This is a genomic window from Pseudomonas sp. N-137 (genome assembly GCF_034555295.1).
Lineage (GTDB): Bacteria > Pseudomonadota > Gammaproteobacteria > Pseudomonadales > Pseudomonadaceae > Aquipseudomonas > Aquipseudomonas rhizophila.
Genome location: NZ_JAXUDQ010000019.1, coordinates 139,404 through 152,178, shown reverse-complemented (window position 1 = coordinate 152,178; position 12,775 = coordinate 139,404). Strand labels below are relative to the sequence as shown.

Annotated in this window: 14 protein-coding genes; 3 read left to right on the top strand and 11 right to left on the bottom strand. The window is 58.6% G+C overall.

Features of this window, described 5'->3' with window-relative positions:
• Nucleotides 1–201 precede the first annotated feature (201 nt).
• The 7 genes from T3A99_RS17080 to rplM form a co-directional block, all read right to left on the bottom strand.
• Nucleotides 202–615 (bottom strand): ClpXP protease specificity-enhancing factor, encoded by a 414-nt coding sequence (locus tag T3A99_RS17080; RefSeq protein ID WP_047228570.1) that lies wholly within the window; start codon nucleotides 613–615, stop codon nucleotides 202–204.
• A gap of 16 nt (nucleotides 616–631) precedes the next feature.
• Nucleotides 632–1,249 carry a glutathione S-transferase N-terminal domain-containing protein gene (locus T3A99_RS17075; RefSeq protein ID WP_047228571.1) on the bottom strand — a complete coding sequence of 206 codons (618 nt, stop codon included), beginning with the start codon at nucleotides 1,247–1,249 and terminating at the stop codon, nucleotides 632–634.
• A gap of 149 nt (nucleotides 1,250–1,398) precedes the next feature.
• Nucleotides 1,399–2,181 carry a cytochrome c1 gene (locus T3A99_RS17070; RefSeq protein WP_047228572.1) on the bottom strand — a complete coding sequence of 261 codons (783 nt, stop codon included), beginning with the start codon at nucleotides 2,179–2,181 and terminating at the stop codon, nucleotides 1,399–1,401.
• Nucleotides 2,181–3,392, bottom strand: a complete 1,212-nt coding sequence (locus T3A99_RS17065; RefSeq protein ID WP_047228573.1) for a cytochrome b — start codon at nucleotides 3,390–3,392, stop codon at nucleotides 2,181–2,183. Before T3A99_RS17065 ends, T3A99_RS17070 begins: the two co-directional genes overlap by 1 nt.
• Entirely contained in the window at nucleotides 3,392–3,985 is a 594-nt protein-coding gene (gene petA, locus T3A99_RS17060) for a ubiquinol-cytochrome c reductase iron-sulfur subunit (protein ID WP_047228574.1), read from the bottom strand. Before petA ends, T3A99_RS17065 begins: the two co-directional genes overlap by 1 nt.
• Nucleotides 3,986–4,241: 256 nt before the next feature.
• Entirely contained in the window at nucleotides 4,242–4,634 is a 393-nt protein-coding gene (rpsI, locus tag T3A99_RS17055; RefSeq protein ID WP_003205364.1) for a 30S ribosomal protein S9, read from the bottom strand.
• Nucleotides 4,635–4,648: 14 nt separating this feature from the next.
• Complete coding sequence (rplM, locus tag T3A99_RS17050; RefSeq protein WP_003205365.1) at nucleotides 4,649–5,077, bottom strand: 50S ribosomal protein L13; 429 nt, start codon at nucleotides 5,075–5,077, stop codon at nucleotides 4,649–4,651.
• Between the two features lie 245 nt (nucleotides 5,078–5,322).
• Between rplM and T3A99_RS17045 the strand changes: the two genes are divergently transcribed.
• Nucleotides 5,323–6,363, top strand: coding sequence for an NADP(H)-dependent aldo-keto reductase (locus T3A99_RS17045; RefSeq protein WP_047228575.1), 1,041 nt, complete (start codon nucleotides 5,323–5,325; stop codon nucleotides 6,361–6,363).
• A gap of 134 nt (nucleotides 6,364–6,497) precedes the next feature.
• Here T3A99_RS17045 and T3A99_RS17040 read toward each other — a convergent pair whose 3' ends face one another.
• Nucleotides 6,498–7,634, bottom strand: coding sequence for an acyl-CoA dehydrogenase family protein (locus tag T3A99_RS17040; protein ID WP_047228576.1), 1,137 nt, complete (start codon nucleotides 7,632–7,634; stop codon nucleotides 6,498–6,500).
• Between the two features lie 245 nt (nucleotides 7,635–7,879).
• Between T3A99_RS17040 and T3A99_RS17035 the strand changes: the two genes are divergently transcribed.
• Nucleotides 7,880–8,776 (top strand): GlxA family transcriptional regulator, encoded by an 897-nt coding sequence (locus T3A99_RS17035; protein WP_188251021.1) that lies wholly within the window; start codon nucleotides 7,880–7,882, stop codon nucleotides 8,774–8,776.
• A gap of 128 nt (nucleotides 8,777–8,904) precedes the next feature.
• Here T3A99_RS17035 and zapE read toward each other — a convergent pair whose 3' ends face one another.
• The 3 genes from zapE to T3A99_RS17020 form a co-directional block, all read right to left on the bottom strand.
• Nucleotides 8,905–9,999: a cell division protein ZapE gene (zapE, locus tag T3A99_RS17030; RefSeq protein WP_047228578.1), complete on the bottom strand. Its 1,095-nt coding sequence runs from the start codon at nucleotides 9,997–9,999 to the stop codon at nucleotides 8,905–8,907.
• 100 nt (nucleotides 10,000–10,099) lie between these two features.
• A complete protein-coding gene (locus T3A99_RS17025) occupies nucleotides 10,100–11,455 on the bottom strand; it encodes a tryptophan--tRNA ligase (protein ID WP_047228579.1) in 1,356 nt (451 codons plus the stop codon).
• Nucleotides 11,456–11,479: 24 nt separating this feature from the next.
• On the bottom strand, nucleotides 11,480–12,109 hold the full coding sequence (locus T3A99_RS17020) for an alpha/beta hydrolase (RefSeq protein ID WP_274090092.1): 630 nt from the start codon (nucleotides 12,107–12,109) through the stop codon (nucleotides 11,480–11,482).
• A gap of 148 nt (nucleotides 12,110–12,257) precedes the next feature.
• Here T3A99_RS17020 and T3A99_RS17015 point away from each other — a divergent pair, with 148 nt between their 5' ends.
• Nucleotides 12,258–12,695, top strand: a complete 438-nt coding sequence (locus tag T3A99_RS17015) for a YhcB family protein (RefSeq protein WP_047228581.1) — start codon at nucleotides 12,258–12,260, stop codon at nucleotides 12,693–12,695.
• Nucleotides 12,696–12,775 lie beyond the last annotated feature (80 nt).

Sequence of the window (12,775 nt, the reverse complement as noted above, 5' to 3'; positions counted from 1 at the left end):
AGATCGATCCCGATCAGCGCTGACTCGCTCATAATGATGGCCTCCGAAAACAAAACACCCTGCGAAAGCGTAGCCCTCGCAGGGTGTGGGGGTGACCATCTCATTAATGCCCGCATCTCGCGACACAGGCATTCTCTAAACCAACTTGCCAGGCCTTCACACAACCTGTGGCTACATGGCCTTGTGGCACATATCTGCCAGCTATTTCACCACTTTCAAACTAGGCCGCCCGCTAGGACGCGGCGGCTCGTCATCCGGTGGCGGCAGGTCATCATCAGCCTCGAACTCTTCTTCGCCATCCAACGGCGATTCCAGCTCGAACACCATACCCTGACCATTCTCCCGGGCATAAATCCCCAGGATCGAGGCGATAGGCACGTACAGGGTGTGTGGCACACCCCCGAAGCGTCCCTCGAAACTGACCGCGTCATTGTCCATGTGCAGGTGACGCACAGCGGCCGGTGATACGTTCAAGACAATTTGCCCATCGTTGGCAAAACCCTGCGGCACCTGCACCGATGGATACTCGGCGTTGACCAGCATGTGCGGGGTGCAATCGTTGTCCACAATCCACTCATAGAGCGCGCGGACCAGATAAGGTCGACTGGAGTTCATAGCGGCTCCCTAAGCCTTAGCGCATGTCACGTTCGACACCAGACAGACTCGCCTGGAATGCCTCACGCGCAAATTGGCGCTCCATATAATCAAGCAACGGCTTGGCAGGCCGCGGCAGTTCAATACCCAGAATCGGCAAACGCCAGAGTATTGGCAATAGGCAGCAATCCACCAGGCTTTGTTCCTCACTGAGGAAGAATGGCTTGTCGATGAACAGCGGCGATACGCCAGTCAGGCTTTCACGCAATTCTTTGCGCGCCACGACCCGCGCAGGTTCTTTGGTTCGTGAATCCAGGATCAGGTCCACCAACCCGCACCAGTCACGCTGGATGCGATGGATCAGCAAACGGCTGTTGGCCCGCGCAACAGGATATACCGGCAGTAAAGGCGGATGCGGATAACGCTCATCCAGGTATTCCATCACCACTGTCGACTCCCACAATGCCAGGTCACGATCGACCAGTGTGGGCAGGCTGCCGTAAGGGTTCACTTCGATCAGCTTCGGCGGCTGACGGCCCGCTTCGACGTAAATGATCTCGGCGCTGACACCCTTCTCTGCCAGTACGATGCGTACCCGGTGGGAGTAGTGGTCGGCGGGGTCGGAGTAACAGGCCAACCGATTGGTCACGCCCATGGCGATCCTCCTCGCTTGTTGAAATTATCGAAAAACGGAAAAACGAGCGCGCCCAAAGGGCGCCTCCCGTAACACCCGGCGGACCAGGTTCGTTACATCCAGAGACGCCCTTGGGCGCGCACGATTAACAGCAACGGTTTACAGCTTTATCAATGCACGTCTTTCCAGTATTCGCGCTTGAGCAGGTAAGCGAATACGAAGAAGAACGCCAAATACAGCAACACATAAGTACCGATGCGCTGATGCTCCAGCTTCACCGGGTTGGCCGAGTAGGCCAGGAAGGTCACCAGATTCTTGACCTTCTCGTCGAACTGCTCTTCAGTCAGGCTGCCGGTGTTCGGCAACACGGTCAACTGGTCGCAGGCTTCGTGAGTCAAAGCGGTGCCGGTCAGCGGATCGTATTGCTTCTTGCCGTCCTCGACGATTTGAACCTGTTTGCAGCCTACCACCTGGCGACCCTGCAGGCCGACCAGAACGTTTGGCATGCCGACGTTCGGGAAGACCTTGTTGTTCACGCCCCAAGGACGCGCAGGATCTTCATAGAACGAACGCAGGTAACCGTAGAGCCAGTCGGTGCCACGCACGCGTGCCACCAGGGTCAAGTCGGGCGGTGCAGCCCCGAACCAGGTCTTGGCGTCTGCCGGCTGCATGCCGATGTTCATGTGATCGCCCAGCTTGGCGCCAGTGAACACCAGCTTCTCGAGCATCAACTCATGGGGAATGCCCAGGTCATCAGCTACGCGCTCGTAACGCTGGAACTTGGCGCTGTGGCAGCCCATGCAGTAGTTGGCGAACGTACGCGCGCCATCCTGCATGGCAGCTTTGTCGGAAACGTCAATGTCGACTTTTTCCAGCTCAGGACCACCGGATGCGGACGCAAAGGACAGTACAGGCATAGCAGCAAGAATCAGTACAGAAAATAGCTTTTTCATCAGCCAGTCACCCTTTCCGGAACCGGTTTGGTCTTCTCGAGCCTGGTGTAGAACGGCATCAGAATGAAGTAGGCGAAGTACAGGAAGGTGCAGACCTGCGACAGCAGCGTCCGGCCCGGCGTTGGAGCGAGTACGCCCAGCACACCCAGGATCACGAACGAGATGCAGAACACCCAGAGCCAGATTTTGCTCAGCCAGCCTTTGTAGCGCATCGACTTGACCGGACTGCGGTCCAGCCACGGCAGGACGAACAGCACGGCGATCGCTGCACCCATGGCGATGACGCCCAGCAGCTTGTCCGGAACCGCCCGCAAAATCGCGTAGAACGGTGTGAAGTACCAGACCGGAGCAATGTGCTCAGGGGTCTTGAAGGCGTTCGCCTGCTCGAAGTTAGGCTTCTCGAGGAAGTAACCACCCATCTCAGGGAAGAAGAACACGATGGAGCAGAAGATGAACAGGAACACCACCACGCCGACGATATCTTTGACGGTGTAGTACGGGTGGAAGGCGATGCCGTCCAGCGGTACACCGTTTTCGTCCTTGTACTTCTTGATGTCCACGCCATCGGGGTTGTTCGAGCCGACTTCGTGCAGCGCCAGGATGTGCAGCACCACCAGACCGAGGATCACGATCGGCAAGGCCACCACATGCAAGGCGAAGAAGCGGTTCAGGGTAATGCCCGAGATCAGGTAGTCACCACGAATCCACTGGGTCAGGTCATCACCGATGACCGGGATTGCACCGAACAGCGAGATGATCACCTGGGCGCCCCAGTAGGACATCTGACCCCACGGCAGCAGATAGCCCATGAAGGCTTCCGCCATGAGCGCCAGGTAGATCAGCATGCCGAAGACCCACACCAGCTCACGAGGCTTCTGATACGAACCGTAGAGCAGACCACGGAACATATGCAGGTAAACCACGATGAAGAACGCCGAAGCGCCGGTGGAGTGCAGCAGACGCAGGATCGAGCCGTACTCGACGTCACGCATGATGTATTCGACGGAGGCAAACGCTTCTTCCGCCGAAGGGGTGTAACTCATGGTCAGCCAGACACCGGTGACGATCTGGTTGACCAGAACGAGCAATGCCAGGGAGCCAAAGAAGTAGAAGAAGTTGAAGTTTTTCGGAGCGTAATACTTGCTGAGATGGTCTTCCCACATTTTGGTCGCGGGAAAGCGCGCATCAACCCAATCCATGAATTTGCTCATCACGCTGTCTCCGTATCGACGCCAACGACAATGATGTCGTCGGTCTCATAGGAATGCGGGGGAACTGGCAGGTTCAGAGGTGCAGGCTGCGATTTGTAGACGCGACCCGCCAGGTCGTAATGGGAGCCGTGGCAAGGGCAGAAATAACCACCGACCCAGTCCTTGCCCAAGTCGGCAGGGGCTACCTCAGGACGGAACGTTGGCGAGCAACCCAGGTGCGTACAAATCCCGATCAGCAGCAGGACTTGCGGCTTGATCGAGCGTGTCTCCGGATCGACATAGGTCGGTTGCGTCGAGTTCTTGGAGGTAGGGTCAGACAACTGGCCCTCGATCTTTTTCAGATTCCCCAGGATTTCCTCTGTACGGCGGACGATGAACACCGGCTGACCGCGCCACTCAGCAATCATCTGCTGGCCTGGCTCGATCTTGCTGACATCCACTTTCACCGGTGCACCTGCGGCTTTCGCCTTGGCACTGGGAAACCATGACCCCACGAACGGGACCGCAGCCCCCACCGCTCCTGCAGCACCCACCACGGATGTGGCTGCTACCAGGAAGCGACGCCGGCCTGCATTCACGCCGTCATTGCTCATTCAGTCCTCTCCCATCAGCTTTGTGGCCTGTTAAATCAGGCGTCTACTAAGTAAAAATCTGAACTTATAAAAATTTTGCCGAATGGTAATGAAAAGCCCCAGTTCTGACAAGGTAATTACCAAGCGACCCAACCGCCAAGCCTTGTAGTATAGGGGCTTCACGGATGTGGCAAGTTGTCACAGCATAAATCTTTCGCGCATAAAAAAACGCCCAGCTCCGTGAGGAACTGGGCGCCTTTTGAACGCGAAAGCGAAATTAACGCTTCGAGTACTGCGGACGCTTACGCGCTTTACGCAGACCGACTTTCTTACGTTCAACTTCACGAGCATCGCGAGTTACGAAGCCGGCTTTGCGCAGTGCACCGCGCAGAGTTTCGTCGTAATCCATCAGTGCGCGAGTGATGCCGTGGCGGATTGCGCCAGCTTGACCACTTACACCACCACCGATAACAGTGACGTAGATGTCGAATTTTTCGACGGTCTCGGTCAGTTCCAGCGGCTGACGAACTACCATGCGGGCAGTTTCGCGGCCGAAGAAGTTATCCAGGGAGCGGTTGTTGATGGAGATGTTACCAGTGCCCGGACGCAGGAAAACGCGTGCGGTTGCAGTCTTGCGACGGCCAGTGCCGTAATTTTGAGTCGCCGACATAATGAACTATTCCGTTAAAACTTCAGTTCTTGGGGCTGCTGAGCAGTATGAGGGTGAGCAGCGCCCGCATAAACCTTCAGCTTACGATACATGTCGCGACCCAGTGGGTTTTTAGGCAGCATGCCTTTAACCGCGGTCTCGATCACGCGCTCAGGGGCTTTGGCGATCAGCTTTTCGAAGTTGATCGACTTGATGCCGCCAGGAAAACCGGAGTGGGAGTAGTACATTTTGTCAGTGGTTTTAGCGCCAGTAACACGTACTTGCTCAGCGTTGATGACGACGATGTAGTCACCGGTGTCGACGTGAGGGGTGTACTCAGGCTTGTGCTTGCCACGCAGACGGCTCGCGATTTCGGTGGCCAGACGACCCAGGGTCTGACCAGCAGCGTCGACGACAAACCAGTCGCGCTTTACTGTTTCCGGTTTAGCAGTAAAAGTTTTCATTCTTTATAGCCTCAGGGGCCGCCCTGTAAATTAGACGGCGGATCTTACTGAATAGTGCGTACTTTGACAAGTCAAAGGCAGCCGGATACAGACGCTTTCGGGGGCTCGGGTCGGCGCGTCCGTTCAACGGCAAGATTCTTCGGCGGCGGCGCATCACTTCCACTGCAGAAAGAGGTGCGCAATTATGCAGATTGCGAAAAATAATTCAACCTGCTTTTATGATTGTTTTGCCCAAGGAGTTCCCGATGGATTATCGCCAGCTAGGCCGTACCGATCTAAACGTGAGCGCCCTGTGCCTCGGAACCATGACCTGGGGTGAGCAGAACAGCGAGGCCGAGGCCTTCGCCCAGATCGAACGCGCCAAGGGTGCCGGGATCAATTTCATCGACACCGCCGAGATGTATCCGGTACCGCCCAAGGCCGAGACCTACGCCACCACCGAGCGCTACATCGGCAATTATTTCAAGAGCCGCGGCGACCGTGCCGACTGGATCCTGGCGAGCAAGATCGCGGGCCCCGGCAACACCATCGACTACATCCGCGACAAAAACCTCAAGCACAACCGCCGCCATATCGTCGAAGCGGTGGACGCCAGCCTCAAGCGCCTGCAGACCGACTGGATCGATCTCTACCAACTGCACTGGCCGGAACGCAGCACCAATTTCTTCGGCCAGTTGGGCTACCAGCACAAGGCCGACGAAGATTTCACCCCGCTGGAGGAAACCCTCGAGGCCCTGGACGAGCAGGTCCGGGCCGGCAAGATCCGCCACATCGGCCTGTCCAACGAAACGCCGTGGGGCACCATGAAGTTCCTCGCCCTGGCCGAGGCCCGTGGCTGGCCGCGGGCAGTGTCGATCCAGAACCCCTACAACCTGCTCAACCGCAGTTTCGAGATCGGGCTTTCGGAAATCGCCATCCGCGAACAGTGTGGCCTGCTGGCTTACTCGCCATTAGCGTTCGGTTTCCTGTCGGGCAAGTATGAAGGCGGCGCACGGCCAGCCAAGGGCCGCCTGACGCTCTACAGCCGCTTCATGCGCTATTTCAATCCACAATCGGAAGCCGCATGCAGTCGTTATGTGGCCCTGGCGCGGGAACACGGCCTGGACCCGGCACAGATGGCCCTGGCCTTCGTTACCCGACAACCATTCGTGACCAGCAACATCATTGGCGCCACCACGCTGGAGCAACTGGACAGCAACATCGCCAGCTTCGACCTGAAGCTGTCCGATGAAGTGCTGGCGGGGATCGAGGCGATTCACAAGGATCAGCCGAACCCGGCGCCTTGATCAGTTCATAGCCCCCCATCGCGAGCAGGCTCGCTCCCACATTGGATTTATGTCTGACCACAACATTGTGATCGACACAGAGCCCATGTGGGAGCGAGCCTGCTCGCGATAGCGGTCTAACAGTCACTACGACATCAAAGCGACCGCGCAATAATTTCCTTCATGATTTCATTGGTCCCGGCATAGATGCGCTGCACCCGCGCGTCGGCCCACGCCCGGGCGACCGGGTATTCCCACATGAACCCGTAGCCGCCATGCAACTGCACGCATTCGTCGAGCACCTTGCACTGCAGGTCGGTGCCCCAGTACTTGGCCATCGCCGCCGTCGGCACGTCGAGCTTGCCTTGCAGATGCAGTTCCAGGCAGCGGTCGACGAAGACCCGACCGATCTGGATCTCGGTCGCCATTTCCGCCAGTTTGAACCGGGTGTTCTGGAAGTCCGCGATGGATTTACCAAAAGCCTTGCGCTCGCGGGTGTAGTCCAGCGTCCATTGCAGCGCCGCTTCGGCCGACGCCAGGCCGCCAATAGCCACCGTCAGGCGTTCCTGGGGCAGTTCCTGCATCAGGTAGGCAAAGCCCATCCCGGCCTGCCCCAGCAGGTTTTCCTTGGGTACGCGAACATCCTGGAAGAACAGCTCCGAAGTGTCCTGAGCCTTCATCCCGACCTTCTCCAGCCGCTTGCCTTTTTCGAAGCCAGGTGTGCCCGCTTCCACCAGGAACAGACTGGTGCCCTTGGCGCCTGCTTTCGGATCGGTCTTGGCAACCACGATCACCAGATCGGCCAGAAAGCCGTTGGTGATAAAGGTCTTCGAGCCGTTGATGATGTACTCATCACCCTCCAGCACCGCCGTGGTCTTCACGCCTTGCAGGTCGGAACCGGCGCCCGGCTCGGTCATAGCGATGGCCGTGACCATCTCACCAGACACCAGTTTGGGCAGGTACTTGTGTTTCAGCGCTTCGCTGCCGTAGTGCAGGATGTAGGGTGCAACGATGTCGGAGTGCAGCGAGAAGCCGATGCCCGTCAGCCCCAGCCTTCCAATTTCTTCAATCACCACGGTGCTGTAGAGAAAATCGGCATCCAGCCCGCCATAAGCCTCTGGCAGATGCGAGCACAACATCCCCGCCTCCCCCGCCTTGTTCCACAACTGACGATCCACATGCCCCTGTTTTTCCCACTGACTGTGGTACGGCACCGCTTCTTTTTCGAGGAAGGTTCGTACGCTGTCGCGAAACAGTTCGTGCTCGGAACTGAACAGGGTTCTGGGGATCATGGCGCACCTTTGCATTATTGTTCGATGGGGTTATCCAACAGAGCCTAAGCCTGCGGGGGATGACAGGACACTGGACACATCCGACAAAAAATAAGACGATCCAGCCGTCTGGTGACCACTTTCCCCTATAAAAATAAAGATCAATTATGTCCAAACACGTCTCCACGCCTTTGCGGCGCGTCAGCATCCTGGCTATCGACCGGGTTTTCGCTTCCACCCTCATGCAAGCCAAGGATTTTTTCCACCTGGCCAGCCTGCGCTACGGCAAACAACTGGGCCACGGCCTGACACCGGCGTTCGAAACCCGGCTGGTCAGTCCCGACGGCAAACCGGTGAACAGCTTCAGCGACGTGATCATGCCGGTGGACGGCGGCCTGGAAAATACCGATGTGATCATCCTCCCGGCTTTTTGGGATGATTTCGCCACCCTCTGCCAACGTTACCCGCAGGTCCTGCCCTGGCTGCGGGAACAGCATGCCCGTGGCGCAGTGCTCTGCGGCGAGGCGACCGGGGTGTTCTGGCTGGCCGAGGCCGGGCTGCTCGATGGCAAGGAAGCCACCACGTACTGGCGGTTCTTCAACGCCTTCAAGGAGCGCTTCCCCCAGGTCCACCTCAACCAGGACAAGCACCTGACCGACGCCGACAACCTGTTCTGCGCCGGCGGCACGACCTCGGCCTGCGACCTCTATATCTACCTCATCGAACGGTTCTGCGGCGCCAACGTGGCCCAGGCCGTGGCACGAGACATTCTCTATGAAGTGCAGCGCAGCTACTCACCGGGAAGAATCGGTTTCGGGGGCCAGAAACTGCATCAGGATGTGATCATCCTGCAGATCCAGCACTGGCTCGAAGAACACTTCGCCGACAAGTTCCGCTTTGAGGACGTCGCTCGGGAGCACGGTATGAGCATCCGCAACTTCATGCGCCGCTTCCAGACCGCCACGGGGGACAAACCGCTGCATTACCTGCAACGGCTGCGTATAGAAACCGCCAAGGGCTTGTTGTCCGGCAGCCGCAAAAGCATCAAGACCATCAGCTATGAAGTCGGCTACGACGATGCGAGCTTCTTCGCACGGCTGTTCCGCCAACATACCGAGTTATCGCCGAACCAGTATCGACAGCAATTTCAGCAGGCGGCGTGAATCAAGGGTTGAATACAGTCCAATGTGGGAGCGAGCCTGCTCGCTCCCACAGGGTTATGCGGTGCGCCGTTGAGCTCGCACGCGCAAAAAAGGCCTGCAATTGCAGGCCTTTTTTTATCCGAACCGGATTACGGCTTATGCGCCCGCGCCAGGAATTCGTGTGATTGCATTTCCAGCAAACGACTCAAGGTTCGCTGGAACTCAAAGGTCAGGCGACCGCCGGTGTAGAGATCCTTGAGTTCGACTTCGGCCGAAATGATCAGCTTCACGTTACGGTCGTAGAACTCGTCGACCATGTTGATGAACCGGCGGGCAATGTCGTCGGTGGTGACGCTCATTTGCTCCACGTTGCTGAGCAGTACCGCGTGGAAGATCTTGCCCAGCTCGATGTAGTCGTTCTGGCTACGAGGGCCATCGCACAGTTCACGAAAGTCGAACCAGGCCACGTCATCGCAGGTCCGCACGGCGCGGATCTGGCGATTCTCGATGACCAACACATCATTTTCGACCGCCTGGGTGCATTCCGGCGTCAGGGCCCGGAAGCTCTTGCGCAGGCTTTCTTCAGCCGCGGCGTCCAGGGGGAAGTGAAACAGCTCCGCCTGCTCCAGGTGACGCAGGCGATAGTCCACCCCGCTGTCGACGTTGACGATGTCGGTGTGTTCCTTTATCAGCGCAATGGCCGGCAGGAAGCGCGCGCGTTGCAGGCCGTCCTTGTAAAGGCCGTCCGGCACGATGTTCGAGGTGGCGACCAAAGTCACGCCGTTCTTGAACAACTCCTCCATCAAGGTGCCGAGAATCATGGCGTCGGTGATGTCGGAAACGAAAAACTCATCGAAGCAGATCACCCGCGTCTCGTCGGAGAACCGCTTGGCGATGATGGTCAGCGGGTTCTTCTCGCCGCCCAGCGTCTTCATTTCTTCATGCACACGCTTCATGAAGCGGTGGAAGTGCGTCCGTGTCTTCTCCTTGAACGGCAACGCCTCGAAGAAGGTGTCGACCAGGTAGGTTTTACCACGGCCGACACCGCCCCAGAAATACAGGCCCTTGACCGGGACCTGATCCTTCTTGCCGAACAGTTTGCCCAACAAGCCCGGCTTGTTGTTCGACGCGGCGACCAGATCGTCGTACAGGCGCTGCAAATGCCGCACTGCCGTTTCCTGGGCTGCGTCGTGGAAGAACTCCGGGCGTTTCAGATCAGCTTGATATCGTTCTAGGGGCGTCATATTCGTTAGCAAGGCAACAAAAACGGGCCGTCACTGTAGCGACGGCCCGCGGGAATGGCAATCGGCCCTTATTCGAGCCGATGGTCGGAATAGCCCCGGTTCAGTCCTGAACTGGCGTCAGGGCCACGCGCAAAGCCTCGATGGCAGCATCCCGAGCGGCGCTGTCCGCAAAGGCCGGACTGTCGGCCACACAGGCGCCGTCAAGCCAGACACTGAAGCTCAGCTCGTCGCTGCGCACGTCCAGTGGCTGGCCGGCTTGCAGTTGCTTGGTGACCTGGCCCGCGGTCTTGCCATCGGCAAAATTGCGCGACAACACCAATTGCTCGCCATCGGCGGCCAGCAGACGGAAGCGGAAACTGCCGTCGTCTTCGCGAAAGCTCACAAAACGTGCGGCTTTGGCCACTTTCTTTTTCGTGCTGGTCGCCACCTGAACCTGGCTGACAAACGAACGCAGGCCGACGGCTTCGCGCAGTTCGTTGAGGAACGGTGTGGCCACGGCCCGGGCTTTTTTCGCACCCAGTTGCAGGATGTCTTCAAGGTCCGCCGGGCGTTCGATCAACTGGTGATAACGTTCGCGGGACTCGCCCAGTTCACTGTCGAGCAATTGGAACAGGCGGTTCTTGGCTTCGCCCCAACCCAGGCCCTGCAGCAGTTCGCTGCGGAACTCGTCGGACTGCGCTGGCGTGGCGAAGGCCTGGAACAAGGTGAACAGGTGGGAGTTGTCCGGATCCTTGGCTTCGCCCGGTGCGCGGGAGTCGGTGACGATCCGCGAGATCGCGTCCTTCATGTCCTTGGCGCTGCTGAACAACGGGATGGTGTTGTCGTAGCTCTTGGACATCTTGCGGCCATCAAGGCCCGGCAGGGTGGCGACGCTCTCCTCGATCAGCGCCTCGGGCATGGTGAAAAACTCCTTGCCCTGGCCGAACAGATGGTTGAAGCGCTGGCCGATGTCGCGGGCCATTTCCACGTGCTGGATCTGGTCGCGACCGACCGGCACCTTGTGGGCGTTGAACATCAGGATGTCCGCGGCCATCAGCACCGGGTAGCTGTACAGCCCCATGGTGATGCCGGCGTCCGGGTCTTCGCCGGCCTCGACGTTTTTGTCCACCGACGCCTTGTAGGCGTGGGCGCGATTGAGCAGCCCCTTGGCGGCGACGCAGGTCAGCAGCCAGGTCAGTTCCGGAATTTCGGGAATGTCGGACTGGCGATAGAAGGTCACGCGGTCCACATCCAGGCCACCGGCAAGCCAGGTCGCTGCGATTTCCAGGCGCGAGCGCTGGATGCGCAGCGGGTCATCGCATTTGATCAAGGCGTGGTAGTCGGCCAGGAAATAGAACGAATCGGCGTTGCTGTCGCGGCTGGCGAGGATCGCCGGACGGATAGCGCCGGCGTAGTTGCCCAGGTGCGGGGTGCCGGTGGTGGTGATGCCGGTCAGGATGCGGGTACGAGTCGTCATGGGTTATCGCTTGTCAGACTGCTGTCAATTCGAGAGGCGCGGCAGGAGCAGATCCTTGAGATCGGTCAGCTTGCCATGGAAAAAGTGCCCGCATTCTGCCACTTTCAGCAGCTCATGGGGGCGCGGGAGCGTGTCCGACCATTGGTAAACCAGCTGGGGGTCGACCACTTCGTCGGTTTCCGGCTGGATCACGGTCAACTCGCCGCTCATCGGCAAGGGCGATTGCGCGTCCAGGCGCATCACCGCCGGGGCCACCATGAACAGGTGCTTGGGTGGCTGGCCCTGGGCTTCCAGACGTCCGCCAAGGCTTGCGGCAACGAAGCCGCCAAACGAGAAACCGAACAGGGTGAGCGGCAGTTGCGGGTATTTTTCCCGCAACCAATCGGCTGCAGCCTGGGCGTCGTCGACTTCGCCGGTGCCCATGTCATGGCTGCCGGCACTGGCGCCGACCCCGCGATAATTGAAACGCAACGTAACCAGGCCAGCATCACGGGCAGTGCGTTGCAAGGTCGAGACGACTTTGTTGAGCATGGTCCCGCCCTGCACCGGGTTGGGGTGGCAGATCAGCGCCAGGCCACGGGGCGCTTCGCTGTCCAGGTACAAGGCTTCCAGTTGGCCCACGGGGCCATCAATGACTACAGGGGTTTCGCGCATAAGCAAGGGAAAGAACTCCGTGACCCCGAATAGGGTCGACTCGTCTAGCTAAAAGTCTGTGCCTGGCATGATTGCGATGTTCTTCGCGGTATACAGCGCAGGTCCGAGCCGTTAACGTAAAGCAAAGCCGTTTATAGAGGAAGGACTCGTGGAACACTCGCTCTTAGTTTGGCTGTTGCCGACTCTTGCCCTGGTTGCCGGTGTCGCCATTGGATTCCTGCTTGCCCGACTGCTGCCCAATGCGGTGCCTAACAGCACGCAACGTCAGCTGGACGACATTCAGGAACGTTTCGACAGTTATCAGAATGAAGTGGTCACTCACTTCAACAGCACCGCTTCTCTGGTGAAAAAACTCACTCAGAGCTACCAGGACGTCCAGGATCATTTGTCCGAGGGTGCCAATCGCCTGGCCCTCGACGAGCAGACTCGCCAACGCCTGCTGGCCGCCCTGCACGCTGATGCGGCGCAGACGCCTCGGGAACGCCTGACCCCGCCAAAAGAGGTCCAGGAACCGCCCCGGGACTACGCCCCCAAGGCCCCCAATTCACCCGGCATGCTCGATGAGCATTACGGTTTGAAGAAGTAATCTCCAAGCGACACCCAAAAGCCCGCCCGATCGCATGATCGGGCGGGCTTTTTTTGACTCCGACGCCTTGTGGGAGCGAG

Coding starts and splice junctions, on each gene's coding strand:
- T3A99_RS17080 (WP_047228570.1), bottom strand. CDS start 615: ATGAACTCCAGTCGACCTTATCTGGTCCGCGCGCTCTATGAGTGGATT.
- T3A99_RS17075 (WP_047228571.1), bottom strand. CDS start 1,249: ATGGGCGTGACCAATCGGTTGGCCTGTTACTCCGACCCCGCCGACCAC.
- T3A99_RS17070 (WP_047228572.1), bottom strand. CDS start 2,181: ATGAAAAAGCTATTTTCTGTACTGATTCTTGCTGCTATGCCTGTACTG.
- T3A99_RS17065 (WP_047228573.1), bottom strand. CDS start 3,392: ATGAGCAAATTCATGGATTGGGTTGATGCGCGCTTTCCCGCGACCAAA.
- petA (WP_047228574.1), bottom strand. CDS start 3,985: ATGAGCAATGACGGCGTGAATGCAGGCCGGCGTCGCTTCCTGGTAGCA.
- rpsI (WP_003205364.1), bottom strand. CDS start 4,634: ATGTCGGCGACTCAAAATTACGGCACTGGCCGTCGCAAGACTGCAACC.
- rplM (WP_003205365.1), bottom strand. CDS start 5,077: ATGAAAACTTTTACTGCTAAACCGGAAACAGTAAAGCGCGACTGGTTT.
- T3A99_RS17045 (WP_047228575.1), top strand. CDS start 5,323: ATGGATTATCGCCAGCTAGGCCGTACCGATCTAAACGTGAGCGCCCTG.
- T3A99_RS17040 (WP_047228576.1), bottom strand. CDS start 7,634: ATGATCCCCAGAACCCTGTTCAGTTCCGAGCACGAACTGTTTCGCGAC.
- zapE (WP_047228578.1), bottom strand. CDS start 9,999: ATGACGCCCCTAGAACGATATCAAGCTGATCTGAAACGCCCGGAGTTC.
- T3A99_RS17025 (WP_047228579.1), bottom strand. CDS start 11,455: ATGACGACTCGTACCCGCATCCTGACCGGCATCACCACCACCGGCACC.
- T3A99_RS17020 (WP_274090092.1), bottom strand. CDS start 12,109: ATGCGCGAAACCCCTGTAGTCATTGATGGCCCCGTGGGCCAACTGGAA.